Raw genomic sequence first — 23,269 nt, 5'->3', positions numbered from 1 at the left:
CCGGCGGCTTAACGATAGGGTGCATCGGCGGCAAGGTTGGCAGCGATCGCACGCTCCCACTTGTCACCATTTTCCAGGAGCTTGACCTTGTCGTAGATCAGCTCCTCGCGGCTTTCGGTCGCGAATTCGAAATTCGGTCCCTCGACGATGGCATCGACCGGGCAGGCTTCCTGGCAGAAGCCGCAATAGATGCACTTGGTCATGTCGATGTCGTAGCGCGTCGTGCGGCGGCTGCCATCGTCGCGCGGCTGCGCCTCGATGGTGATCGCCTGCGCCGGACAGATGGCCTCGCACAGCTTGCACGCAATGCAGCGCTCTTCCCCGTTCGGGTAGCGACGCAATGCATGTTCGCCCCGGAACCGCGGCGAGATCGGGTTCTTCTCATAGGGATAATTGATGGTCGCCTTGGGCTTGAAAAAATATTTCAAGGTCAGCCAGTGCGCCTTCACGAACTCCCACAGGGTGAAGGATTTGACGTAGTAACCGAGGCTCATTGTGCGCCTCCATAGCGCGTCAGCATGAGGAAGCCCGAAACCAGGAAGACGAAGAAGAGCGAGGTCGGCAGGAAGATCTTCCAGCCCAACCGCATCAGCTGGTCATAACGGTAGCGGGGCACCGTCGCCTTCACCCATGAGAAGACGAAGAAGAAAAACAGGATCTTGGCGAACAGCCAGATGATGCCCGGCACATAATAGAGCGGCGCCCAGTCCAGCGGCGGCAGATAGCCACCCCAGAACAGGATCGCGTTCAGCGCGCACATCAGGATGACGTTGGCATATTCGCCCAGCCAGAAGAGCGCGAAGGCCATGGACGAATATTCGGTCTGGTAGCCAGCGACCAGTTCCGACTCCGCTTCGGTCAGGTCGAACGGCGCGCGCGCCGTTTCCGCCATCGCGGATATCAGGAACATGATCGCCATCGGGAAGAGCAGCGGGTTGAAGCCGTTGCCGTTCAGCAGGCCATAATAGCCCTTCTGGCTTTCCACGATCGCGGTCAGGTTGAAGCTGCCCGCCCACAGCACGACGCAGATCAGGATGAAGCCGATCGAGACTTCATAAGAGATCATCTGCGCCGACGCGCGGATCGCCGAGTAGAAGGGATATTTGGAGTTGGACGCCCATCCCGACAGCACGACGCCATAAACGCCGAGCGACGAGATGGCCAGGATGTAAAGCAGGCCGACGTTGATGTTGGCCAGCACCACGCCCACCTGGAACGGGATCACCGCCCAGGCCATCAGCGCCACCGTGAAGGTGATGATCGGCGCGATCAGGAACAGCGCCCGGTTCGCGGCCGACGGGACGATGGTTTCCTGGAGGAAGACCTTGAGCCCGTCCGCGAAGGACTGGAGCAGGCCGAAGGGGCCGACGACGTTGGGGCCACGACGCAGCGCCATCGCCGCCCAGATCTTGCGGTCGGCGTAGATGATCATGGCGACGGCCAGCATGACCGGCAGCGCGATCAGCAGAATGCCCACGACAGTGGAAAGCAGCCAGGCGCCTTCGAACGGCAGGCCCAGGCCTTGGAAGAAAGCGGTCACTCTGCGGCCTCCGCGAAGCTTTCACCATGGATCAGCTCGGCCGAGCATTGCTGCATCGTCGGGCTGGCGCGGCAGATCGCGTTGGTGAGGTAGAAATCCTTGATCGGCGAACCCAGTTCGCCGGTGGCGCCGGTCGGCAGCGACGGCAAGGACCAGCCATAATCGGCCAGCCCCTCCTGCGCGAGCGCCGGAACCGCCTTGCCCATTTCGGCCCGCAGTTGCTCGAAGTTGTCGAACGGCAGCTTGGCGCCCAGCGCTTCCGAAAGCGCGCGCAGGATCGACCAGTCCTCGCGGGCGTCGCCCGGCGCGAACACCGCCTTTTCGCCGCGCTGCACCCGGCCTTCCAGATTGACGTAGGTGCCCGCCTTTTCGGCATAGCTTGCCCCCGGCAGGATCACGTCCGCCGCGTGCGCGCCCTTGTCGCCATGATGGCCGACATAGACCTTGAAGCTGTCCTCGAACGCCGAATAATCCACTTCGTCGGCGCCCAGCGAGAAAAGCAGCCTGGGCTTGGCAGCCGCCACCGCCCTGATGCCGCCCTGCGTCGCATAGCCCAGCATCAGCCCGCCCATACGCGCGGCCGCGAAGTGGAGGACGTTATAGCCGTTCCAGCCATCCTTGATCAGGCCCAACGTCTCGACCAGCGCCAGCGTGTCGCCATGCGCGCCATCCTTGGCCAGCACGCCACCGCCCACGATCATCGCGGGCCGCGCGGCCTTGCCGAACGCCTCGACCACCGCTTGAGGCAGCTTGGCCAGCAGCGCGGCGTCATTGCCCAGCCATTCGACCTTGTAGGTGAGGTCGAATTCGGGACCGATGCCAAAGACCTTCGCGCCCTTCTTGATCGCCTTCCGGATGCGGGTGTTCACCAGCGGCGCTTCCCAGCGCAGGTTGGTGCCCACCAGCAGAATCACATCGGCGGTTTCCAGATCGGCCAGCGGGGTGTTGAACACCACCGAAGACAGGCTCGACACGTCATAGGACAGGCCGGTCTGGCGCCCTTCCAGCATCTTGCCGCCCAGCTTTTCGACCAGCGCCTTGCCGGCAAACATGGTTTCGCAATCGAGCAGGTCGCCCGCGATGGCCGCGACGCTGCCGCCATGCTGGACCGCCGCAACGGCGGCGAAGGCTTCCGCCCAGGTCGCCGGGACCAGCTTGCCATCCTTGCGGACATAGGGCTTGTCCAGGCGCTTGCGGACCAGACCGTCGACATTGTGCCGGGTCTTGTCTGACGCCCACTCCTCGTTCACGTCATCATTGATGCGCGGCACGGCGCGCAGCACCTGACGGCCACGGCTGTCGAGGCGGATGTTGGTGCCGACGGCGTCCATCACGTCGATCGCATGGGTCTTCTTGAGTTCCCACGGACGCGCTTCGAAGGCGTAGGGCTTCGACGTCAGCGCGCCGACCGGGCACAGGTCGACCACATTGCCCGACAGCTCGCTCTTGGCGGCATGTTCGAGATAGGTGGTGATCTGCATATTCTCGCCGCGATAGATGGCGCCGATTTCCGGCACGCCCGCAACTTCCTCGGCAAAGCGCACGCAACGCGTGCACTGGATGCAGCGGGTCATGACCGTCTTGACGATCGGACCCATATATTTCTCGGTGACGGCGCGCTTATTCTCCTCGAAGCGGCTGCCGCCCCGGCCATAGGCCATGGACTGGTCCTGCAAATCGCACTCGCCGCCCTGGTCGCAGATCGGGCAGTCCAGCGGGTGGTTGATGAGCAGGAACTCCATCACCCCCTCGCGGGCCTTCTTGACCATTTCGCTGTCGGTGCGGATTTCCTGGCCTTCGGTGGCCGGAAGCGCGCAGGACGCCTGCGGTTTGGGCGGTCCGGGCTTCACCTCGACCAGGCACATGCGGCAATTGCCGGCGATGGAAAGGCGCTCATGATAGCAGAAGCGGGGGATTTCCTTCCCCGCCTGCTCGCAAGCCTGGAGAACCGTCGCCCCGGCCGGGACTTCCAGTTCTACGCCGTCTACTTTGACCTTCGGCATGGTTACTCCGCTGCCTCCATGACGGGGGCGCTACCCTTGTTCTCGTTGATCCGACGCTCGATTTCCGGGCGGAAATGCTTGATCAGCCCCTGGATCGGCCAGGCCGCCGCGTCGCCGAGCGCGCAGATGGTGTGGCCTTCGACCTGCTTCGTGACCTGGAACAGCATGTCGATTTCGCTCTGGTCGGCATCGCCGGTGCGCAGACGCTCCATCACCCGCCACATCCAGCCGGTGCCTTCGCGGCATGGCGTGCACTGGCCGCAGCTCTCATGCTTGTAGAAGTAGGAGAGTCGCGAAATGGCGCGGACGATGTCGGTCGACTTGTCCATGACGATGACGGCGGCAGTGCCAAGGCCGGAGCCGAGCGCGCGCAGGCCGTCAAAATCCATCGGCGCGTCCATGATCTCCTTGGCGGGGACCAGAGGCACCGACGACCCGCCCGGAATGACCGCCAGCAGATTGTCCCAGCCACCGCGAATGCCGCCGCAATGGCGGTCGATCAGTTCGCGGAACGGGATCGACATCGATTCCTCGACGACGCAGGGCTTGTTCACATGACCGCTGATCTGGAACAGCTTGGTGCCGCGATTATTCTCGCGGCCGAAGCCGTTGAACCAGGCCGCGCCACGGCGCAGGATCGTTGGCGAAACCGCGATCGATTCCACATTGTTCACGGTGGTCGGGCAACCATAGAGGCCCGCCCCTGCCGGGAAAGGCGGCTTCAGGCGCGGCTGCCCCTTCTTGCCCTCGATGCTTTCGATCTGCGCGGTTTCCTCGCCGCAGATATAGGCGCCAGCGCCGCGATGGACGAAGACGTCGAAATCATAGCCCGAACCGCAGGCATTCTTGCCGATGAAGCCCTTTTCATAGGCCTGCTCGACAGCGGCGAAGAGTACCTTCGCCTCGTAGATGAACTCGCCGCGGATATAGATGTAGGCGGCGCGCGCGCGCATCGCGAAACCGGCGATCAGCGCGCCTTCGATCAGCTTGTGCGGATCGTGGCGGATGATTTCGCGGTCCTTGCACGAACCCGGTTCGGATTCGTCGGCGTTGATGACCAGGAAGCTGGGACGGCCATCCTTGCTTTCCTTGGGCATGAAGCTCCACTTCATGCCGGTCGGGAAGCCGGCGCCGCCACGGCCGCGCAGGTTCGACGCCTTGATGGTGTCTATGATCGCGTCCTGGCCGATTTCCATCAGCTTCTTCGTATTGTCCCAATCGCCGCGCTTCATGGCGGCGTCGATGCCCCAATCCTGGAAGCCGTGGACGTTGGTGAAGATGCGGTCCTTATCGGCCAGCGGGCCGACGAAAGGAGCCGGAGCGGGTGCGTCGGTCATGCCCAATCCCCCCGATAGTCGTGATTTTCCGTGACCATCTCCTTCAGAGTGGTCGGGCCGCCTTCGGGCGCGCTCGTCTGACGGTCGATCTGCGGGCCGATCTTGGGCTGGCCGCCAGCGGCCAGCGTCTCAAGGACAGCGCTCATGCTGTCATAGGTCAGATCTTCGTAATTATCGTCGTTGATCTGCACCATCGGCGCGTTGGCGCAGGCACCCAGGCATTCGACTTCGGTCAGCGTGAACAGGCCGTCCGGGGTCGTGCCGCCCTTCACCAGCCCCTTATTCTTGCACGCGGCGAACACGTCATCCGACCCGCGCAACATGCACGGCGTCGTGCCGCACACCTGCACATGGTAACGGCCAACCGGCGCCAGATTGTACATGGTGTAGAAGGTCGCGACCTCATAGACGCGCATGTAGGGCATATCGAGCTGACGCCCGATATATTCCATCACCGGCACGGGCAGCCAGCCCTGGGTCTGCGTCTCCGCACCGACCTGACGCTGGGCCAGGTCAAGCAGCGGCATCACCGCCGACTGCTGGCGACCGGCGGGATAGCGGGCGATCACTTTCTTGGCCTGTTCGGCATTTTCGGCGGTCCACTCGAACGCGCCCCAGCGCGCACGGGTTTCGGCCTCGTCCGGGATATGCACTGCGTCAGCCATTAGCGGTCACATTCTCCAAACACGATGTCCATGGCGCCCAGGACAGCGGTCGTATCGGCCAGCATGTGGCCCTTCATCATGAAGTCCATCGCCTGCAAGTGCGAAAAGGCGGTCGGGCGGATCTTGCAGCGATAAGGCTTGTTGCTGCCGTCGCTGACCAGATAGACGCCGAATTCGCCCTTAGGGCTCTCGGTCGCCACATAGACTTCGCCTGCCGGGACATGGAAGCCCTCGGTGTAGAGCTTGAAGTGATGGATCAGCGCTTCCATCGAGCGCTTCATCTCGCCGCGCTTGGGCGGCACAACCTTGCGGTCGAAGCTCGCGATCGGCCCTTCCGGCATTTCGTTGAGGCACTGTTTCATGATGCGCGCGGACTGGCGCACTTCCTCGACGCGGACCATGAACCGGTCATAGCAGTCATATTGCGTGCCGACCGGGACATCGAATTCCATCCGGTCATACACGTCATAGGGCTGCGCCTTGCGGATGTCCCAGGCGATGCCCGAACCGCGCAGCATGGGACCGGAAAAGCCCCATTTCAGCGCGTCTTCCTTGCTCACGACCGAAATATCGACATTGCGCTGCTTGAAGATGCGGTTGTCGACCACCAGGCTCATCGCATCCTCGAACAGGCGCGGCAGGCGGGTATCGAGCCACTCGGCAATGTCGGTCAGCAGCTTCAGGGGCACGTCCTGATGCACGCCGCCCGGCCGGAAATAGGCCGAGTGCATACGGGCGCCCGACGCGCGCTCGAAGAAGTTGAGGCAATCCTCGCGGATTTCGAACAGCCACAGGTTCGGCGTCATCGCGCCGACGTCCATGACGTGCGACCCCAGGTTCAGCATGTGATTGCAGATCCGGGTCAGCTCCGCGAAGAACACACGCAGATATTGCGCGCGCAGCGGCACTTCCAGGTTCAGCAGCTTTTCGACCGCCAGCACATAGCTATGCTCCATGCCGAGCGGCGAACAATAGTCCAGCCGGTCGAAATAGGGCAGCGCCTGCATATAGGTCTTGTACTCGATCAGCTTCTCGGTGCCGCGATGCAGCAGGCCGACATGCGGGTCGCAGCGCTCGACGATTTCGCCGTCCAGTTCCATGACCAGACGCAACACGCCGTGCGCAGCGGGGTGCTGTGGACCGAAGTTGATCGTGTAGTTCTGGATTTCCGTGTCACCATATGTCGGATCGGCCGCATCGGTGACATGGTCCAGCTTTTCCAGATAGTCGGACATCAGGCCTTACCTTCGGGCTTGGCAGCCCCCTTGCCTTCATCGGTATGGGCGGCCGGCTTGACCGGCGCGTCAGCGGATTTTTCCTCAGCCTGCTTGTTGGCGGCCTCACCCGCGCCGGTATCGGCCTTCTTCTCCGTCACCTTGGGCGTCGGAGCGGCAGGCGCAGCCGGAACCGCAGCCGCCTTCTCATCGCCCGGCAGCACATATTGCGCGCCTTCCCATGGGCTCATGAAATCGAAGCTGCGGAAGTCCTGGGCCAGCTTGACCGGTTCGTAGACGACGCGCTTGTCCTCCTCGGAATAGCGCAGCTCGACATAGCCCGTCAGCGGGAAGTCCTTGCGCTGCGGATGCCCCTTGAAACCATAGTCGGTCAGGATGCGGCGCAGGTCGGTATTGCCGTCGAACACGACGCCATACATGTCGAACACCTCGCGCTCCAGCCAGCCCGCGACCGGCCACAGGTGCGTGACGGTGGGTACCGGCGTGTCCTCGTCCGTGGACACTTTCACGCGGATGCGATGGTTCCGCGTGACGCTCAGCAGATGATAGCAGACCTCGAACCGCTCCGGACGATCCGGATAGTCGACGCCGGCGATTTCCATCAGCTGCTGATAATGGCCCATGTCTCGCAGCAGGGTCATGGCGTTGGCCAACTCCTCGCGCACGACGGTGAAGCTCAGCTCGTCGGCATGGTCGACGGTTTCGACCAGCATCGACCCCAGCAGCGCGCCGATTTCCTCGGCGATGCCTTCGGGGTTCACGATCTTGGGTGCAGAATGGCCCATATTAACGCTCAATCGTCCCGATCCGGCGGATCTTCCGCTGCAACTGCATGATACCGTAGAGCAGCGCCTCGGCGGTCGGCGGGCAACCCGGCACATAGATGTCGACCGGCACGATGCGGTCGCAGCCACGGACCACCGAATAGCTGTAGTGATAATAGCCGCCGCCATTGGCGCAGCTGCCCATCGAAATCACATATTTCGGGTTGGACATCTGGTCATAGACCTTGCGCAGCGCCGGAGCCATCTTGTTGCACAGCGTGCCCGCGACGATCATCACGTCCGACTGGCGCGGAGACGCGCGCGGCGCGGCGCCGAAGCGCTCCATGTCATAGCGCGGCATGTTGACGTGGATCATCTCCACCGCGCAGCAGGCGAGGCCGAAGGTCATCCACCAGAGCGAGCCGGTGCGCGCCCACTGGAACAGTTCCTCGGTCGAGGTGACCAGAAAACCCTTGTCGCTGACCTCATTGTTCAGCGCGTTGAAGAAGTCCTGGTCGGGCTGCGTCCCCACGGGCGGCATGGTGCCGGGCATGGGGCTGGTCAGTTCTACTCCCAATCGAGTGCTCCCTTCTTCCACGCATAGACGAGGCCGAGCACCAGCTCCGCTATGAAGATCATCATCGTCGCCCAGCCGGCCCAGCCGATCTGGTCGAGGCTTACCGCCCAGGGAAAGAGGAACGCCGCTTCAAGATCGAAGATGATGAAGAGGATCGCGACCAGATAGAAGCGCACGTCGAACTGGCTGCGCGGCTCCTCGAAGGCGGGGAAACCGCACTCATATTCGGAGAGCTTGGCAGGGTCCGGCTTGTGCGCACCGGTCAGGCGGCCCACCAGCATCGGCAGAAAGACGAATGCGGTGGAAAGCAGCATAGCGATCCCGAGAAAGATCAGGATCGGCAGATATTGGGCTAGATCGACCAACGGAATCCCCTGGGCGAATGAAATGTGAGGGCGCTTTAGGCCCGCTGCATATGCGAAGCAAGGGGCCAGGGGCGTGAGAATGAATCGCAAAAAGACCAAGTGACTGAGCCGCTTGGCGCAAGATGCGTCAGCGCAACGCTCCAGCAACCAACTTATGCAATTTGGAATGGATGGCGTCGTTCCCGGCGATCACTTCCTTGCGCTCGATCGGCTGGTCGCCGCCGCGGAAATCGCTGGCGAACCCCCCCGCCTCGCGAACCAGCAACAGGCCCGCCGCGACGTCCCAGGGCTGGAGGCCGCTTTCCCAATAGCCGTCGTACCGGCCCGACGCGACATGGGCGAGGTCGAGCGAGGCGGCGCCGAAACGGCGGATGCCCGCGACCGAGGGCGCGACCGCGCCGAAGATGCGCGTCCATTCCGCCATGTTGCCATGGCCCATGAACGGAATGCCGGTTGCGATCACGCAGTCGGCCAGGTCGCGGCGTGCCGACACGCGCAACCGCTGGTCATGGCGCCAGGCGCCCCGGCTCTTTTCCGCCCAATAGCTCTCGTCCGTGACGGGCTGGTAGATGAGGCCGGTCGTCACTTCGCGCTTCGATCCACCGAACAACGGCTCCTCGACCGCGATCGAGATGGCGAAATGCGGGATGCCGTGCAGGAAGTTGGTCGTGCCGTCGAGCGGATCGATGATCCAGCGCGGCTTGTTGGGATCGCCGGCGATCTCGCCGCCCTCCTCCAGCAGGAAACCCCAGTCGGGGCGTGCCTTCTGCAATTCCTCGACCAGCGTCCTTTCGGCCTGCTGGTCGGCCTTGGACACGAAGTCCGCCGGCCCCTTGCGGCTGACCTGGAGATGCTCGACCTCGCCGAAGTCGCGGCGCAGCTTGCTGCCCGCCTTGCGCGCGGCGCGTTCCATGACGGTTAGAAGGCCGGAGTGCGATACCATATATTTTCTCCGCCGCCCGGAATGGAGCGGCCTGCTGGATTATTTCTTGGGGGCGGGCCTGGCGGCCGGGCCGGCGGCGGGACGATAGCCGCAAGTGCCGGCGATCACCGCCAGCATCTGCGACGCGTCCTTGCGATCGACCTTGCCTGCATTGGCGGCGATCACCTTGTCCGTCGCCTCGCTGATCTTGCCGATCGAATTGGAATAGAGGCAGTCGAACAGCGCGTTCTTGACCGGCTGCTCGACCTCGCTCGACTGGAGCGCCGTCATGACCACGCGCAGCACATGGGCCGCGTTGTCGATCTGCGCTTTCGTCGGCGCGGTCGACTGGGCGTGGAGCGCAGCCGGCATGACGCCGATCGCCAGCGCCGTCGCGATGGCGGCGGCCAGTGTCACGCTGCGCCCCATCGGCATCAGTCCGCGCGCTTCACATATTCGCGCTCATACACGTCGACGACGATGCGCGTGCCGGTGACGATGTGCGGCGGCACCATGACGCGCACGCCATTGTCGAGGATGGCGGGCTTGTAGCTGGCCGATGCGGTCTGGCCCTTCACCACCGCGTCGGCCTCCACGACCGTCGCCTCGATGGTTTCGGGAAGCTGGACGCTGATCGGGCGCTCCTCATACATTTCAAGCACGACCATCATGCCGTCCTGAAGGAAGGCGGACGCGTCGCCGATCAGGTCCTGGGCCAGGTTGATCTGCTCATAGGTTTCGGTATCCATGAACACCAGCATGTCGCCTTCGGCGTAGAGATACTGGAAATCCTTGGTGTCGAGCCGAATGCGCTCGACGGTTTCGGCCGACCGGAAACGGACATTGTTCTTGCGGCCGTCGATCAGGTTCTTGAGTTCCACCTGCATATAGGCGCCGCCCTTGCCGGGCTGCGTGTGCTGGATCTTCACGGCGCGCCACAGGCTGCCGTCATACTCGATATTGTTGCCGGGACGAATCTCGACGCCGCTGATCTTCATGGGAAGAGCCTGCCTATATGTCTGAATGTGGAAAAGAGCCGGCCTCTGCGAGGCTGCGCGCGCCTTTACAGCGGGACGGGACGAAGGGCAAGGGGGCGAAGGTCAGCGTGTCGCCAGCAACGGATAGGGATTGATGGGCCTCCCGCCATACCATGGCTCGCCCGGTCGCACGGCATGGACCGCGAAGTGCAGATGCGGCGCCCCAGGGTCGGCATTGCCGGTGCTGCCCACCGTCGCGATCGACTGTCCCCGCCGGACTGCCTGCCCCTCGCGCAGGCCCGGCGCATAGCGGTCGAGATGCGCGTAATAATAGAGGCGCCGACCGTCGCCCGATCGCTGGTAAAGGGTGCGCCCGCCCTGGTCGCTCCAGAAGATTTTTTCGACCCTGCCGTCGGCGACCGCCAGCACCGCCCTGCCCCGCGCCGCCATGATGTCGATCGCGTCATGCGGCCGGGCGCCGCCGGCGCGGGCTTGCGTGAATGTGTCGGCCAGCGCCGACGGGGGCACGCCTTCCACCGGGATCAGCAGAGCGCCATTATCGACCGGCCCCTCACCGCCGGACGCCGTTGGCGCATCCGCCGGCACGATCCGCACGCAATAGCGGGCAAAGCCGACGCATAGCAGCGCCGCCACCGCCATGCCGGCCCACGACCTCGCCCTCATGCCTGGAACGTCGCCTTAACCCCGCTCTTCACCATCTGCGCCAGCCGGGCCGCGTCCCAGTTGGTCAGGCGGATGCAGCCATGACTTTCGGTGCGGCCGATCGTCTGCGGCTCGGGGGTGCCGTGGATGCCGTAATGATCCTTGGACAGATCGATCCACACCACGCCGACCGGGCCATTGGGGCCGGGCTTGAGCACCGCCTTCTCATCCTTCGCCGAAGCGTCCCAGAAGAGGGTGGGATTATAATGAAAATCCGGATTGCGGCTGACCCCCCTGACGGTCCATTCGCCCAGCGGCAGAGGATCATGCTGCGATCCCGTCGTCACCGGAAACTGCGCGATCAGGCGCTTGTCCGCACCATAAACCTTCAGCAGTCCTTCGGACTTGTCGACGACGATCCGGTCGGCCTGCGGCTGATCCTTTGCGACACCCAGGCTGGCGAGCGTTTCACCCCATCCACGCTCGTCCCCCTCAATGCGCGCGACGGGCTGGTTGTCGACCGCGGGCACCCGGATGGTGAGGCCGGGACCGACCCTGGTGCCCGGCGGGTTCAGCGCCGTCAGCGCCTCCGGCGTGGTATGGAACCGCTCGGCCAGTTTTTCGAGCAGGTTGCGATAGGTCAGCGCGGGCAGGCTCGCCTGTTCGTTCAGCCCCTTGGGAATGCCAAAGAAGGGACCGCGCGCGAAGCCCGGCGGGATCTTCACGAGCCAGCTTGTCGGCCGCTTCTCCCCCTCCATCAACGCGATCCCGGTCTTTTCGTCATAGGCGCCCGTCACCGGCAATCCCTGCGCCACCTGGAAGCCGCGCAACGCCGACTTGAAGCTCATGCCGTCCTTGCCGTCGATCACGCCGGGCGAAAAGCCGCGCCGATCGAGCGCCACCTGCGCCTGGAGAACGGGGTTCGCCTGCCACGCCTTCTGTTCCGGCACGATCTCGAACGCATAGTCGCCGTTCCGGTCCGCCGGTTCAGCGACCGCCTTGCCCGGCGGCACCGCCTTGTTCGCGGGCGCGCTTTCATTGGCGTCGGTGACGGACACATTGCAGGCGCCGCACAAAAGCACGGCAAGAAGCAGAGGATTTCGCAAGGCTATTCTCTCCTGTCAGACACGGAAAGAACGCACGAGCGGGCGGAAGGCTGCGCCCCTCCGGGCTGGCCTGTCAGGCGGCGCGCCAGATCGGCCACGCCTCGGCCACGACCCGCGCGGCCGACCGCAGGAACAGCAGCGCCATGGCAGAGCCGATCAGAATATCCGGCCAGGGCGAACCCAGCAGTGCGACCGCCCCGGCCGCGATCAGAACGCCGATATTGGAGATGACGTCGTTGCGCGAGCAAGCGAACGTGCTCGCCATGTTCACGTCCAGCCCGCGAAACCGCCACAGCAGGCGCAGGCAGACCAGGTTTGCGACGAGCGCGAGCGCTCCGAAGGCCAGCATCAGCGTCGATGCCGGCGGCACGCCGCTTTGCAGCCTGTCGATGACATTGGCGATGATGCCGACGCCCAGCAGCAGGATAAAACCGCCTTTCGCCAGCGCCGCCCCGGCCTTCCAGCGATCGGACCGGTCCAGCGCATAAAGGCTGAGCGCGTAGACCAGCGCATCGCCCAGCATGTCGGTCGCATCGGCCATCAGCGCCGTCGATCCCGCCCAGATGCCGGCCGCAAATTCCAGGACGAACATGATGGCGTTGATCGCCAGCACCGTCACCAGCACCCGGCGCTGATCCGCCCGCCGCGCCAGCCGCTCCAGTTCACCGGCCTTGGAAGAGCAACATTGGTCCGCCATTCCCGCCTCCCCAGTGCCCCTGCCGACCCGTCAGCCGCGACCCAGCAACGCGGCGAAGGCCGCCACACCCGCCTTGGGACCTTCGGGATGGTTCCAAACCGCCCCGCTCACCGCCAGGAAATCGGCGCCCGCGGCCACCAGCGGCGCGGCATTGTTGGCGGTGATGCCGCCGATCGCGACGCAGGGCAGTTCGAACAGGGTCGTCCACCAGCCCAGGATCGACGGGTCGGGGCGATGCGCCGTATCCTTGGTGGTGGTGGGGTAGAAGGCGCCGAACGCCACATAATCAGCGCCCGCCTCGCCCGCTTCCATCGCCAGATGGCGGCTGTCATGGCAGGTGACGCCGATCTGCACCCTGGGGCCAAGCAGCTTGCGCGCCGCCTTGGGATCGCCGTCGCCCTGCCCCAGATGGACGCCGTCCGCGCCCAACCGATGCGCTAGCTGCGCACTGTCGTTGATGATGAAGGCGACCTCCCGTTCCGCGCAAAGCCGCTGCAACGGTTCGGCAGCGCGGGCGATCGCGTCCTCGTCCAGCCCCTTGAGCCGCAACTGGAATGCAGCGACCCTACCCCCGTCGAAAGCAGCGGCAAGCTGGTCGACGAAGCCCTCGTCGATCGTCGGCGGGGAAATCAGGTAGAGCTGGCAGGCAGGGCGAAAGCCCTGCTCGAACTGGTCGGCGAAATGCGGGTCGAGCGCCAGTTCTTCATCGGTAAAATCGGTCATGCCCGCTTTATAGCCATTCAAGGCGATCCGCCAAGAGCGGCATGATCGGAACGGAGCGCATGGCCCTCATCCCGCTCGACCCGAGCGCCGATATGTCAGCGAAGTGACAATGCCGGGCGAGCATCCACCCGCCCGGCATGGCTCGGTCGGTTCAGGCCGCGACCGGCTGCTTGGCAACCGATGCGGCGTGGATTTCGTCGATCGCTTCGCCCAGCGACGCGTTGAATTCCTCGTCGCTCATCTGGTGGCGCAGATCGTTCAGCAGCGCCCGGCTGAAGCTCGCGATGATCCCGCGATTCTTCGCCAGTTCGACGCAGGCCTCGGTGCGGCTGAAGCCGCCCGACAGGGCGACGACGCGCAGCACCTTGGGATGGTCGACCAACGGATCGAACAGGCCGGCCTTGGCGGGCAGCGACAGCTTGAGCATCACCTGTTCGCCTTCGGGCAGCGCATCCAGATTCTTGAGGATTTCCTCCAGCAGGATCGCGTCGGCTTCGGCGCGTTCGGGCGACTTGATGTTCACCTCCGGCTCGATGATCGGCATCAGGCCGCCTGCCAGCACCTGCCTGCCGACCTCGAACTGCTGCGCGACGACGGCCGCGATGCCTTCGCGGTTGGCAAGGTTGACGACCGAGCGCTCCTTGGTCCCGAAAACGCCCAGCCCCTTGGCGCGCGCCAGCAGCGCGTCGAGGCCGGGATTGGGCTTCATCAGCTGGACGCCATTTTCCTCGTCCTCCAGCCCCTTGTCGATCTTGATGAAGGGCACGACGCCGCGCTCGATCAGGGCGGCGGGCGTCGGCTTGCCGTCGACCGTTCCGTCCATGGTGCGCTCGAACAGGATCGCGCCCAGCACCTTGTCGCCGGTGAAGGGCGGGGCGGTGATGACACGGCTGCGCATCGCATGGATCAGGCCGAACATTTCCTCGTCATTGGACCAGGCGCCTTCTTCGATCCCATAGCCCTTGAGCGCCTTGGGCGTCGATCCGCCGCTCTGGTCGAGCGCGGCGATGAAGCCGTTTCCGTCGGCGATCTTCTGCTTCATGGTCTGATCCAGCATCTGCACATACCTTCTCTTGGGGCACGCCCTCGCGGGGGCGTGCGAAAATGGATTTTCGGCAGACGCTCCATCATCTGCCGGCCGGGCGCGATGTTCGATCGATCACCCCCGCTCTTGGGGCTGGTAGCCAGTCCCATGGCGCACCGCAAGGGAACATCACCCGCAAATCGGCGCAACTGGACCGCCATCGCCGGCATGTCGGCGCAAAGCGCGCGCGGGCGGGCGGATCGGCACGACGTGCCGCTCGCGCGTCGATTGCGCGAAAAACCCGCCTGCCGGCCAAATGCGCCGCAATTCGACGAAACCGGCCGCCATGGGTTGAACGTCGGCCCATCGCGACCCATAGAGCCGCCATGAACAGCATTGCCATCCCCAAACCCGCAACTCTTTCGCGTTTTACCCTGCTGCTGATGGCCGTCGCCTGCGGTGCGATCGTCGCCAACCTCTATTATGCCCAGACGCTGATCGACGTGATCGGACCGGAAATCGGCCTTTCGCCGGGCGTGGCGGGGCTTGTCACCACTCTAACCCAACTGGGCTATGGCGCAGGCCTGTTCCTGGTGGTGCCGCTCGCGGATCTGTTCGAAAACCGGCGGATCGTGCTGACGTCGATCACCGCCACCATCATCGGCTGCATCGCCATCGCCCTCTCCGATGGACCGGCCAGCTTCCTCGTCGCGTCGATCCTCACCGGCGTCGGCGCGACCGGCGCGCAAGTGCTGGTGCCCCTCGCCTCCCATCTTGCCGCACCCGAAAAGCAGGGGCGGGTCGTCGGGACCGTGATGAGTGGGCTGCTGTTCGGCATCATGCTGTCGCGTCCCATCGCCAATTTCCTGGCCGGATCGGTCGGCTGGCGCGCGACCTTCATCCTGTCCGCGGTGGTGATGGCCATGATGGGCGTCGCGCTTCGCGTCGCCTGTCCTCAGCGCAAGCCCAGGGGCGGCATGGCCTATGGCCAGGTGCTGGCGTCGACCTTCGCCCAACTCGTCAGGCATCGCGTCGTTCGGATGCGCGCCTTCTACCAGGCGGCAATGTTCGCTGCCTTCAACCTGTTCTGGACCGCCGCGCCACTCGCTCTGATCCACGAATTCGATCTGGGTCGTGGCGGTATCGGGGCATTCGCGCTGGCGGGTGCGGGCGGTGCGCTGGTCGCGCCGGTGGCCGGATGGATGGCCGACCGCCGACTGACGCGGCCGGCGTCGCTGATCGGGATGATTGGCCTCTGCCTGGGATTCCTGCTGGCGGACTGGAGCGTGGCAGCGGGCAGCCTGATCGGTTTCACCATCATGGCCGTGCTGATCGACGGCGCCGTGCAGATGAGCCAGGTGACCGGCCAGAAGCTGATTTTCTCCCTGGATCCCCATGCGCGCGGGCGGATCAATGCGGCCTATGTGACCGTGATGTTCCTGGTGGGCGCCCTCGGGTCGGTGATCGGATCGGCGACCTATGAAGCTGGCGGCTGGTCCGCGAGCGCGCTTGCGGGCGCGGCCATCGGCGGGGTCGCCACGCTGGCATTCCTGCTATTCGACCGGGGCGCCAGCCTCGCACGCTGACGCCCGGACGTACCTTCCGCTCAGCCCATCAGCGCCTTGACGCCGGGCAGGTCCTTGCCTTCCATCCATTCCAGGAAGGCGCCCCCGGCGGTCGACACGAAACTGAAATCGGCGGCCACGCCGGCATGGTTGAGCGCCGCCACCGTGTCGCCGCCACCGGCGACCGATGTCAGCTGGCCTTCCTTGGTCAGCGCCGCCGCGGTCTTCGCCAGCGCCACCGTCGCCGTGTCGAACGGCGCGATTTCGAACGCGCCAAGCGGACCGTTCCACACCAGGGTGCGGCAATTTTTGAGCGCATCGCCCAGCGCCTCGACGGCGGCCGGTCCGACGTCCAGGATCATCTCGTCCTCGGCCACTTCATGCACGTTGCAGGTGCGGACCGACGGCGGATTGGCGGCAAATTCCTTTGCCACGACCACGTCATAGGGCAGGTGGATGATGCAGCCGGCCTCTTCGGCCTTGTCGAAGATCGCCTCGGCCGTCGCGCTCAGATCCTTTTCGCACAGCGACTTGCCGACATCGACGCCGCGCGCGTAGAGGAAGGTGTTGGCCATGCCGCCGCCGATGATCAGGTGATCGACCTTGGCGACCAGGTTGTTGAGCACGTCGAGCTTGGTCGAGACCTTGGCCCCGCCGACGACCGCCGCGACCGGCGTCACCGGCTCGCCCAGGGCCGCCTGCAACGCATCCAGTTCCTTCTCCATGGAGCGCCCGGCAAAGGCGGGCAGCTTGCGCGCCAGCCCCTCGGTCGAGGCATGGGCGCGGTGCGCCGCGGAGAAGGCGTCGTTGACATAGAGATCGCCGATCGCCGCCATTGCCTCGACCAGCGCCGGGTCGTTCTTTTCCTCGCCAGGGTGGAAACGGGTATTTTCCAGGATGGCGATGTCGCCGGGGCGCATCACCGCGATGCCGTCCGTCGCCGCCTCACCCTGGCAATCGGGAATGAACTGCACTTCGCGACCCAGCACGGCAGAGAGCGGTCGGGTGATCTTCGACAGCGAATATTCCGGGTTCTTCTGCCCCTTGGGACGGCCGAAATGGGCGAGGATCAGCACCTTGGCACCGCGATCGGCCAGTTCCAGCACGGTCGGCATCGCCGCGCGCAGGCGCGTGTCGTCGCTGACCGAGCCATCCTGCATCGGCACGTTCAGATCCTCGCGCACCAGCACCACCTTGCCGGTGATGTCGCCCATGTCGTCGAGTGTCTTGAACGGCTTGGCCATGATCGCTCCTGTCTTGGCAGATAAAGGTCGGTAGAAGAAAAACCCCGCCGGTTTGATCCGGCGGGGTCTCGAAAGGCTTAGAGGAACTTCGCCACGACACCCGTGGTGTCGATCATGCGGTTGGAGAAGCCCCATTCATTGTCGTACCAGCTCAGCACGCGGACCAGAGTGCCGTCGATCACGGCCGTTTCCAGGCTGTCGACGGTCGAGCTGCGCGGATCGCTGTTATAGTCGATCGACACCAAAGGCTCGTCCGAATAGCCCAGCACGCCCTTGAGCGGCCCGGATTCCGAAGCGGCCTTCAGCAGTTCGTTGACTTCCTGCACGCTCGTCGCGCGCTTGGCGTCGAACTTCAGGTCGACGACCGAGACGTTGGGGGTCGGCACGCGGACCGAAGACCCGTCCAGCTTGCCCTTCAGCGCGGGCAGAACCTCACCCACGGCGCGGGCGGCGCCCGTGGTGGTCGGGATCATCGACAGGGCTGCGGCGCGGGCGCGGCGCATGTCCTTGTGGATCTGGTCCAGCGTGTTCTGGTCGTTGGTATAGCTGTGGATGGTGGTCATGAAACCGCGTTCGATGCCGATCGCGTCATGCAGCACCTTCGCCAGCGGCGCGAGGCAATTGGTGGTGCAGCTCGCGTTGGAGATCACCACGTCGTCGGCGGTCAGCATGTCGTGGTTGACGCCGAACACGATGGTCTTGTCCACGCCGGTGGCGGGCGCGGAGATGACCACGCGCTTGGCGCCGGCGGTCAGGTGGGCGCTGGCCTTCGCCTTGTCGGCGAAGATGCCGGTGCATTCCAGGGCGATCTCCACGCCCTGCGCCGCGTGGGGCAGCTTGGCCGGGTCACGCTCGGCGGTCACGGCGATGCGCTTGCCGTCGATGACCAGGAAATCGCCATCGACGCTCACGTCGCCCGCCCAGTTGCCATGCACCGAGTCGCGCTTGAACAGCAGGGCGTTCGCCTTGGCGTCGCCCAGGTCGTTGATGCTGACCAGTTCCAGATCATGATCGGTGCGCGAGAGGATGGCGCGCGCCACCAGGCGCCCGATGCGTCCGAAACCGTTGATTGCTACCTTCGTTGCCACTGCACTTGTCTCCCGGTTTGCGTGTGATTTTGGTTCAGGCCTTCAGCGCGGCCGCGATCTGCGGCGCGATCTTGGCCGCGGTCAGGCCGAAATGGTCGTACAGCGCTTCCGCCGGGGCCGACGCGCCGAAGCTGTCGATGCCGAAGCGCAGGCCGGCGATCCCGGTATAGCGTTCCCAGCCAAAGGTCGTGCCCGCCTCGATCGACACGCGCAGCACATGATGGGGCAGCAGCTCGTCCTTGTATGACTGGGGCTGCGCCTCGAAATGCGCCCAGCTCGGCATCGACACGACATCGGTGCCGATGCCCTGTTCTTCCAGCGCCTTGGCGGTGGCGACCGCGATCTCGACTTCAGATCCGGTGGCGATCAGCACCACATGCCGCTCGGCGGTGGCCGCGACCAGGCGATAGGCGCCCTTCGCCGACAGGTTCTCGCTCTTTTCGGTGCGCAGCTGCGGCAGGTTCTGGCGGGTCAGCGCCAGCACCGACGGGCCGGTCGCATCCTTCAGCGCCAGTTCCCAGCACTCCGCCGTCTCGACGATATCTGCCGGGCGATAGACGTCCAGATTCGGGATCATCCGCATCGACATGACATGCTCGATCGGCTGGTGGGTCGGGCCGTCCTCACCCAGGCCGATGCTGTCATGGGTCAGGACATGGATCACGCGCTGCTGCTGGAGCGCGGCAAGCCGGATGCCGGCACGCATATAGTCGGAAAAGACCAGGAAGGTGCCGCCATAGGGGATGACGCCGCCATGCAGCGCCATGCCGTTCATGGCGCAGGCCATGCCGAATTCGCGGATGCCATAATAGACATAGCGGCCCGAATAATCGTTCTTCGTCAGCGGCCCGGTCGACTTGGTCTTGGTGTTGTTCGATCCGGTAAGGTCGGCCGAACCGCCAAGCGTTTCGGGCAGCAGGTCGTTGATCGCGCCCAGCGCCAGCTCGCTCGCCTTGCGGGTCGCGACCTTCTGCGGGTTGGCGATCAGGCTGTCGATATAGGCGGTCAGCGAGAAGTCGGCGGGCAGCTCGCCGGCCATGCGACGAGAAAATTCCGCGCCCTTCTCGTTGCTTGCAAGGCGATCCTCCCATGCGGAACGAGCATCTGCCCCCTTTGCGCCGATCGCCTTCCAGGCCGTGGCGATGTCGTCAGGGATGACGAAGGGTTCAGCGGTCCAGCCCAGAAACTCGCGGGCTGCGGCGACTTCGGCCTCGCCCAGCGCGGAGCCGTGGACACCCGACGTGCCGGCCTTGTTCGGCGCGCCATAGCCGATCTTGGTGGCGCAGGCGACGATCGAGGGGCGCGCATCGGCGACCGCTTCCGCCAGCGCGCGGCGCACGTCGGCGACGTCATGGCCGTCGCACGACACGACATGCCAGCCGGTGGCGGCATAGCGGGCCAGCACGTCCTCGCTGCTCGACAGGTCGACCGCACCGTCGATGGTGATCTTGTTGTCGTCCCACAGCACGATCAGGCGACCCAGGTTCAGGTGCCCCGCGAGGCCGATCGCCTCATGGTTGATGCCTTCCATCAGGCAGCCGTCGCCGGCGATCACCCAGGTGCGATGGTCGACCAGATCGTCGCCGAACTGCGCGTTCAGGTGTCGTTCCGCGATCGCCATGCCGACGGCGGTGGCCAGGCCCGATCCCAGCGGGCCGGTGGTCGCTTCCACGCCCGCCAGCTCGAAATTCTCCGGGTGGCCGGCGCAGGGGCTGTGCAACTGGCGGAAATTGGCGATGTCCTGGATCGTCGGCCGCGCATAGCCGGTCAGGTGCAGCAGCGAGTAGATCAGCATGGAGCCATGACCAGCCGACAGGACGAAACGGTCCCGGTCCGCCCATTTCGGCTGGGTCGGATCGAATTTCAGATACTCGCCGAACAGCACCGTGGCAACGTCGGCCATGCCCATCGGCATACCCGGATGGCCGCTGTTGGCGGCCTGCACGGCGTCCATGGACAGCGCCCGGATGGCGTTGGCGAGCGACTTTTCGGAAACGGTCATGGCGGGCGGGCGTCTTTCCTGAACAGGCATAGGGACGGCCCGCGCACCTGCGGGCGAGTCGAGTTGCGGCCTCCTTTGTCGCGTCAAGCCCCATGCGTCAACCATCGCAGGGGGCAAGGGCGCGCCGAACCGCCCTTTCCCGGCTTTCACGCGCGCCCGGCTTTCGCTATGGATGAGTCATGGCAAGCGAGCGCATGATGCAGGCGATCGGCACGCTGGAGCGTGCGGTCGGCCGGCTCGAACAGGATGTGGCCCGGATCGCGGCGGCTGCACGGTCCCCTTCCTCCCCCGATGTCGACGTGCCCGCCGCCCATGCGGCGCTGCGGTCGCTCGATGATCTGATCGCGGATCTGAAGGGGCGCACCGATGGCTGAAACCACGCTGCACATCGCCAGCCGCCAATATGACATAGGTTGCCGCGACGGGGACGAGCCGCACATGGCCTATCTGGCGCGGATGATCGAGGAAAAGGCGCGCCTTGCCCAGCAATCGACGCCGGGCCTTACCGAAATCCGCACCCTGCTCTTTGCCGCGCTCTTCCTGGCCGACGAACTCAACGACCTGCGGCGCGAACTGGCCGGGCGACAGGAACGGCTGGCGCTGGAGGCGGATGACGATGCGGCCGCCCGCGCGGTCGAGGCGCTGGCGCTCAGGATAGAAAAGCTGCGCGACGGGCTTGCCGCACCCGCCCCAAGCGCCTAGATTGACGGTGACGGGCACTGCGCGGCACGAGCTTTAGCGAACATCCCTGAGGCGATAATCACATCCTAGGGGGCTGTCCCTGGGCGGGCTCCGGCCCGATCTACATGGTCCCCACCTGACGTTGAGGCGTCAGAGGATCTTCCAGCAAACGACCGAGGCGGTCCCGTCACCCTTCCGCCTTCCCGCCACTTCACAAGGGCCATGATGAGCGACGAGACGCCTCCCGCCGACAAATCGACATTGCGGGGGATCGCCCGGGACCGGCGGCGCGCCTTCGTCGCCACGCTCGATCCGCTGGCGCACCGCCTCGCGTTCAAGGTTCTCCCCTCCCCCCTCGCCCGCCGCATGGCGGACGCGCGGGTGGTGGCGCTCTACATGGGGCTGGACGACGAAGCCCCCGCGCAGAGGCTGGCCGCGCAACTCCAGGTCATGGGCAAGATCGTGGCCCTTCCGCGCGTCCTCGATCGGCTGGGCAGCATGGACTTTCTCCCCTGGCGTCCCGAAGATCCGCTGCTTCCCGGTCTGTTCCGCACCAGCCACCCCGATCCGGGCGATGGCCCGGTGACGCCCGATGTCATCATCGCGCCGCTGGTCGGCTTCGACCGCGCGATGAACCGCCTTGGCCAGGGCGGCGGCTATTATGACCGCGCCTTCGCCCGCTTCGCCGATGCGCTGCGCGTGGGCATGGCCTGGTCCGCGCAGGAAATGGACGCAGTACCCGCCGATCCGTGGGATCTCCCGCTGCACGCCATCCTGACCGAGGTCGAACTGATCGAAGGACCGGACCTGTGAGCATCGACCCGCGCCATTATCATCAGCCCAGCTGGCGCAAGCCCGTCGGGATGCTCGCGATCCTCGGACTGATCGCGCTGTGGGCCGTCCTCGTCGCCAGCCTGTCCGGCCCGATCGGCGCGCTCCCGGTCTGGATGCAGACACCCCTCTACGTGGTCCTCGGCATCGTCTGGATCTGGATATTGCCGCTCCGGCGTCTGCTCGCCTGGATGGAAACGGGACGCTGGCGACGCGGATAGTTCATGCGCAGTTAGGCCGTGACAAGCGCGTTGCGAATCATTATCAACAATGTTGAGCTAGCGTAACGGAAGCCCGCATCTGTCCGGGCGCGCCGTCGCTGCCGGACGGAGTGCGTCGCCATGTCGATCAGGCCATCCCTGTCCCTGCCGGTTGAGCCGCTGCCAGCCCGCTTTCGCCATTCCCCATTCCTGCCGGGCGGCGCCACCCCGCCCCGGACGTCGACGCCGTTGGTGGCATGGACCCGCTGGCACAGGAGACGGTGATGGTTGCATTGAGCAAGAGGCTTTTCGCTGAGACATTGGGAACATTCTGGCTGGTGTTCGGCGGCTGCGGCAGCGCGGTGCTGGCCGCCGCCTTCCCGGATGTCGGCATCGGCCTGCTGGGCGTCAGCCTGGCGTTCGGGCTGACAGTCCTGACCATGGCCTATTCGATCGGCCATATTTCGGGTTGCCACCTCAATCCGGCGGTCACGATCGGCCTGTGGGCGGGCGGCCGCTTCCCGGTGCGCGACATCGCCCCCTATATCGTGGCACAACTGGTCGGCGCCGTGCTCGCGGCCGCGCTGCTGCTGTTCATCGCCAGCGGCCAGCCCGATTTCGCGCTTGCGGACAATGGGTTGGCGGTAAACGGCTTTGGCGCACTGTCGCCCGGCGGCTACAGCCTCGCTTCGGGTCTCGCGATCGAACTGGTGCTGACCTTCGGCTTCCTGTCGGTGATCCTGGGCGCGACCGACAGCCGTGCGCCGGCGGGCTTTGCGCCGATCGCCATCGGCCTGGCGCTGACGCTCATCCACCTCATCAGCATCCCCGTCACCAACACCTCGGTCAATCCGGCGCGCAGCACCGGCCCCGCCCTGCTGGTCGGCGGACTGGCGCTTCACCAGCTCTGGCTGTTCTGGCTCGCACCTGCCCTGGGCGCGCTCGCAGCGGGCGGCGTCTATCGCTGGCTCGCGACCGAACCACTGCCCCCGGCAGTAACGGGCGGCGATCTCTAGGGCACATGCCGGGCGGGCTGGCGCCATGCGTGGCGCTGGCCCTG

The 23,269-nt window shown here is 65.2% G+C and carries 27 protein-coding genes; 7 read left to right on the top strand and 20 right to left on the bottom strand.

Translation table 11 applies throughout. From position 1 onward, the window contains the following. Positions 1 to 8 precede the first annotated feature (8 nt). The 17 genes from nuoI to K3M67_RS05060 all read right to left on the bottom strand — a co-directional run bounded on the left by nuoI (position 9) and on the right by K3M67_RS05060 (position 14,631). Positions 9 to 494 carry an NADH-quinone oxidoreductase subunit NuoI gene (nuoI, locus tag K3M67_RS05140; protein WP_066855636.1) on the bottom strand — a complete coding sequence of 162 codons (486 nt, stop codon included), beginning with the start codon at positions 492 to 494 and terminating at the stop codon, positions 9 to 11. Continuing rightward, positions 491 to 1,540: an NADH-quinone oxidoreductase subunit NuoH gene (gene nuoH, locus K3M67_RS05135; RefSeq protein WP_066855639.1), complete on the bottom strand. Its 1,050-nt coding sequence runs from the start codon at positions 1,538 to 1,540 to the stop codon at positions 491 to 493. The genes nuoI and nuoH overlap by 4 nt, the downstream gene beginning before the upstream one ends. Next, positions 1,537 to 3,543 carry an NADH-quinone oxidoreductase subunit NuoG gene (gene nuoG, locus K3M67_RS05130; RefSeq protein ID WP_285832471.1) on the bottom strand — a complete coding sequence of 669 codons (2,007 nt, stop codon included), beginning with the start codon at positions 3,541 to 3,543 and terminating at the stop codon, positions 1,537 to 1,539. Before nuoG ends, nuoH begins: the two co-directional genes overlap by 4 nt. A gap of 2 nt (positions 3,544 to 3,545) precedes the next feature. Beyond that, positions 3,546 to 4,880 (bottom strand): NADH-quinone oxidoreductase subunit NuoF, encoded by a 1,335-nt coding sequence (gene nuoF / locus K3M67_RS05125; protein ID WP_066855645.1) that lies wholly within the window; start codon positions 4,878 to 4,880, stop codon positions 3,546 to 3,548. Continuing rightward, on the bottom strand, positions 4,877 to 5,545 hold the full coding sequence (locus K3M67_RS05120; protein ID WP_066855648.1) for a complex I 24 kDa subunit family protein: 669 nt from the start codon (positions 5,543 to 5,545) through the stop codon (positions 4,877 to 4,879). The genes nuoF and K3M67_RS05120 overlap by 4 nt, the downstream gene beginning before the upstream one ends. Then, entirely contained in the window at positions 5,545 to 6,780 is a 1,236-nt protein-coding gene (locus K3M67_RS05115) for an NADH-quinone oxidoreductase subunit D (RefSeq protein WP_066855651.1), read from the bottom strand. The genes K3M67_RS05120 and K3M67_RS05115 overlap by 1 nt, the downstream gene beginning before the upstream one ends. Next, complete coding sequence (locus tag K3M67_RS05110; protein ID WP_285832470.1) at positions 6,780 to 7,565, bottom strand: NADH-quinone oxidoreductase subunit C; 786 nt, start codon at positions 7,563 to 7,565, stop codon at positions 6,780 to 6,782. The genes K3M67_RS05115 and K3M67_RS05110 overlap by 1 nt, the downstream gene beginning before the upstream one ends. A 1-nt stretch (position 7,566) precedes the next feature. Beyond that, the gene (locus K3M67_RS05105) at positions 7,567 to 8,121 is read right to left on the bottom strand and encodes a NuoB/complex I 20 kDa subunit family protein (protein ID WP_084438940.1); all 555 of its coding nucleotides are present in this window, start codon (positions 8,119 to 8,121) and stop codon (positions 7,567 to 7,569) included. Beyond that, on the bottom strand, positions 8,112 to 8,486 hold the full coding sequence (locus tag K3M67_RS05100; RefSeq protein ID WP_066855657.1) for an NADH-quinone oxidoreductase subunit A: 375 nt from the start codon (positions 8,484 to 8,486) through the stop codon (positions 8,112 to 8,114). Before K3M67_RS05100 ends, K3M67_RS05105 begins: the two co-directional genes overlap by 10 nt. 127 nt (positions 8,487 to 8,613) lie before the next feature. Then, positions 8,614 to 9,429 (bottom strand): inositol monophosphatase family protein, encoded by an 816-nt coding sequence (locus tag K3M67_RS05095; protein WP_066855660.1) that lies wholly within the window; start codon positions 9,427 to 9,429, stop codon positions 8,614 to 8,616. Positions 9,430 to 9,468: 39 nt separating this feature from the next. Beyond that, positions 9,469 to 9,843 carry a hypothetical protein gene (locus tag K3M67_RS05090; protein ID WP_066855663.1) on the bottom strand — a complete coding sequence of 125 codons (375 nt, stop codon included), beginning with the start codon at positions 9,841 to 9,843 and terminating at the stop codon, positions 9,469 to 9,471. After that, the gene (gene efp / locus K3M67_RS05085) at positions 9,843 to 10,406 is read right to left on the bottom strand and encodes an elongation factor P (RefSeq protein WP_066855666.1); all 564 of its coding nucleotides are present in this window, start codon (positions 10,404 to 10,406) and stop codon (positions 9,843 to 9,845) included. The genes K3M67_RS05090 and efp overlap by 1 nt, the downstream gene beginning before the upstream one ends. A 102-nt stretch (positions 10,407 to 10,508) precedes the next feature. Next, positions 10,509 to 11,069, bottom strand: a complete 561-nt coding sequence (locus tag K3M67_RS05080; protein ID WP_285832469.1) for a M23 family metallopeptidase — start codon at positions 11,067 to 11,069, stop codon at positions 10,509 to 10,511. Beyond that, complete coding sequence (locus K3M67_RS05075) at positions 11,066 to 12,154, bottom strand: L,D-transpeptidase family protein (RefSeq protein ID WP_285832468.1); 1,089 nt, start codon at positions 12,152 to 12,154, stop codon at positions 11,066 to 11,068. Before K3M67_RS05075 ends, K3M67_RS05080 begins: the two co-directional genes overlap by 4 nt. A gap of 73 nt (positions 12,155 to 12,227) precedes the next feature. After that, positions 12,228 to 12,851, bottom strand: a complete 624-nt coding sequence (locus K3M67_RS05070; RefSeq protein ID WP_066855675.1) for a cation efflux transmembrane domain-containing protein — start codon at positions 12,849 to 12,851, stop codon at positions 12,228 to 12,230. A gap of 30 nt (positions 12,852 to 12,881) precedes the next feature. After that, positions 12,882 to 13,574 carry a thiamine phosphate synthase gene (thiE, locus tag K3M67_RS05065; protein WP_066856245.1) on the bottom strand — a complete coding sequence of 231 codons (693 nt, stop codon included), beginning with the start codon at positions 13,572 to 13,574 and terminating at the stop codon, positions 12,882 to 12,884. A gap of 151 nt (positions 13,575 to 13,725) precedes the next feature. Continuing rightward, positions 13,726 to 14,631 carry a fructose bisphosphate aldolase gene (locus K3M67_RS05060; protein ID WP_285832467.1) on the bottom strand — a complete coding sequence of 302 codons (906 nt, stop codon included), beginning with the start codon at positions 14,629 to 14,631 and terminating at the stop codon, positions 13,726 to 13,728. A gap of 135 nt (positions 14,632 to 14,766) precedes the next feature. On the opposite strand from K3M67_RS05060, the gene K3M67_RS05055 reads away from it, so the two are divergent. Both K3M67_RS05055 and K3M67_RS05050 read left to right on the top strand, forming a co-directional pair. Continuing rightward, complete coding sequence (locus K3M67_RS05055; RefSeq protein ID WP_285832466.1) at positions 14,767 to 14,988, top strand: hypothetical protein; 222 nt, start codon at positions 14,767 to 14,769, stop codon at positions 14,986 to 14,988. After that, positions 14,985 to 16,184: an MFS transporter gene (locus tag K3M67_RS05050; RefSeq protein ID WP_066855681.1), complete on the top strand. Its 1,200-nt coding sequence runs from the start codon at positions 14,985 to 14,987 to the stop codon at positions 16,182 to 16,184. Before K3M67_RS05055 ends, K3M67_RS05050 begins: the two co-directional genes overlap by 4 nt. Positions 16,185 to 16,204: 20 nt before the next feature. Here the strand turns inward: K3M67_RS05050 and K3M67_RS05045 are convergent, their stop codons facing one another. The 3 genes from K3M67_RS05045 to tkt all read right to left on the bottom strand — a co-directional run bounded on the left by K3M67_RS05045 (position 16,205) and on the right by tkt (position 20,497). Next, the gene (locus K3M67_RS05045) at positions 16,205 to 17,407 is read right to left on the bottom strand and encodes a phosphoglycerate kinase (RefSeq protein ID WP_066855684.1); all 1,203 of its coding nucleotides are present in this window, start codon (positions 17,405 to 17,407) and stop codon (positions 16,205 to 16,207) included. Between the two features lie 77 nt (positions 17,408 to 17,484). Further along, positions 17,485 to 18,495: a type I glyceraldehyde-3-phosphate dehydrogenase gene (gene gap, locus K3M67_RS05040; RefSeq protein ID WP_066855687.1), complete on the bottom strand. Its 1,011-nt coding sequence runs from the start codon at positions 18,493 to 18,495 to the stop codon at positions 17,485 to 17,487. Between the two features lie 34 nt (positions 18,496 to 18,529). After that, entirely contained in the window at positions 18,530 to 20,497 is a 1,968-nt protein-coding gene (gene tkt, locus K3M67_RS05035) for a transketolase (RefSeq protein WP_285832465.1), read from the bottom strand. Between the two features lie 179 nt (positions 20,498 to 20,676). On the opposite strand from tkt, the gene K3M67_RS05030 reads away from it, so the two are divergent. The 5 genes from K3M67_RS05030 (at position 20,677) to aqpZ (ending at position 23,225) form a co-directional block, all read left to right on the top strand. Next, positions 20,677 to 20,871, top strand: coding sequence for a hypothetical protein (locus tag K3M67_RS05030; protein WP_232313639.1), 195 nt, complete (start codon positions 20,677 to 20,679; stop codon positions 20,869 to 20,871). Then, positions 20,864 to 21,199: a cell division protein ZapA gene (locus K3M67_RS05025; RefSeq protein ID WP_066855694.1), complete on the top strand. Its 336-nt coding sequence runs from the start codon at positions 20,864 to 20,866 to the stop codon at positions 21,197 to 21,199. The genes K3M67_RS05030 and K3M67_RS05025 overlap by 8 nt, the downstream gene beginning before the upstream one ends. Positions 21,200 to 21,403: 204 nt before the next feature. Further along, a complete protein-coding gene (locus K3M67_RS05020; protein ID WP_066855697.1) occupies positions 21,404 to 21,991 on the top strand; it encodes a 5-formyltetrahydrofolate cyclo-ligase in 588 nt (195 codons plus the stop codon). Further along, positions 21,988 to 22,230, top strand: a complete 243-nt coding sequence (locus K3M67_RS05015; RefSeq protein ID WP_066855701.1) for a DUF2842 domain-containing protein — start codon at positions 21,988 to 21,990, stop codon at positions 22,228 to 22,230. The genes K3M67_RS05020 and K3M67_RS05015 overlap by 4 nt, the downstream gene beginning before the upstream one ends. A gap of 263 nt (positions 22,231 to 22,493) precedes the next feature. Further along, complete coding sequence (gene aqpZ / locus K3M67_RS05010) at positions 22,494 to 23,225, top strand: aquaporin Z (RefSeq protein ID WP_066855704.1); 732 nt, start codon at positions 22,494 to 22,496, stop codon at positions 23,223 to 23,225. The last annotated feature ends 44 nt before the right edge of the window (positions 23,226 to 23,269 follow it).

The sequence above is a fragment of the Sphingobium sp. V4 genome, assembly GCF_029590555.1.
Taxonomy (GTDB): Bacteria; Pseudomonadota; Alphaproteobacteria; order Sphingomonadales; family Sphingomonadaceae; genus Sphingobium.
This window is presented reverse-complemented; position numbering and strand designations above follow the sequence as displayed.

Coding starts and splice junctions, on each gene's coding strand:
- nuoI (WP_066855636.1), bottom strand. CDS start 494: ATGAGCCTCGGTTACTACGTCAAATCCTTCACCCTGTGGGAGTTCGTG.
- nuoG (WP_285832471.1), bottom strand. CDS start 3,543: ATGCCGAAGGTCAAAGTAGACGGCGTAGAACTGGAAGTCCCGGCCGGG.
- nuoF (WP_066855645.1), bottom strand. CDS start 4,880: ATGACCGACGCACCCGCTCCGGCTCCTTTCGTCGGCCCGCTGGCCGAT.
- K3M67_RS05120 (WP_066855648.1), bottom strand. CDS start 5,545: ATGGCTGACGCAGTGCATATCCCGGACGAGGCCGAAACCCGTGCGCGC.
- K3M67_RS05115 (WP_066855651.1), bottom strand. CDS start 6,780: ATGTCCGACTATCTGGAAAAGCTGGACCATGTCACCGATGCGGCCGAT.
- K3M67_RS05110 (WP_285832470.1), bottom strand. CDS start 7,565: ATGGGCCATTCTGCACCCAAGATCGTGAACCCCGAAGGCATCGCCGAG.
- K3M67_RS05095 (WP_066855660.1), bottom strand. CDS start 9,429: ATGGTATCGCACTCCGGCCTTCTAACCGTCATGGAACGCGCCGCGCGC.
- K3M67_RS05090 (WP_066855663.1), bottom strand. CDS start 9,843: ATGCCGATGGGGCGCAGCGTGACACTGGCCGCCGCCATCGCGACGGCG.
- efp (WP_066855666.1), bottom strand. CDS start 10,406: ATGAAGATCAGCGGCGTCGAGATTCGTCCCGGCAACAATATCGAGTAT.
- K3M67_RS05080 (WP_285832469.1), bottom strand. CDS start 11,069: ATGAGGGCGAGGTCGTGGGCCGGCATGGCGGTGGCGGCGCTGCTATGC.
- K3M67_RS05070 (WP_066855675.1), bottom strand. CDS start 12,851: ATGGCGGACCAATGTTGCTCTTCCAAGGCCGGTGAACTGGAGCGGCTG.
- thiE (WP_066856245.1), bottom strand. CDS start 13,574: ATGACCGATTTTACCGATGAAGAACTGGCGCTCGACCCGCATTTCGCC.
- K3M67_RS05060 (WP_285832467.1), bottom strand. CDS start 14,631: ATGCTGGATCAGACCATGAAGCAGAAGATCGCCGACGGAAACGGCTTC.
- K3M67_RS05055 (WP_285832466.1), top strand. CDS start 14,767: ATGGCGCACCGCAAGGGAACATCACCCGCAAATCGGCGCAACTGGACC.
- K3M67_RS05050 (WP_066855681.1), top strand. CDS start 14,985: ATGAACAGCATTGCCATCCCCAAACCCGCAACTCTTTCGCGTTTTACC.
- K3M67_RS05045 (WP_066855684.1), bottom strand. CDS start 17,407: ATGGCCAAGCCGTTCAAGACACTCGACGACATGGGCGACATCACCGGC.
- tkt (WP_285832465.1), bottom strand. CDS start 20,497: ATGACCGTTTCCGAAAAGTCGCTCGCCAACGCCATCCGGGCGCTGTCC.
- K3M67_RS05030 (WP_232313639.1), top strand. CDS start 20,677: ATGGCAAGCGAGCGCATGATGCAGGCGATCGGCACGCTGGAGCGTGCG.
- K3M67_RS05025 (WP_066855694.1), top strand. CDS start 20,864: ATGGCTGAAACCACGCTGCACATCGCCAGCCGCCAATATGACATAGGT.
- K3M67_RS05020 (WP_066855697.1), top strand. CDS start 21,404: ATGAGCGACGAGACGCCTCCCGCCGACAAATCGACATTGCGGGGGATC.
- aqpZ (WP_066855704.1), top strand. CDS start 22,494: ATGGTTGCATTGAGCAAGAGGCTTTTCGCTGAGACATTGGGAACATTC.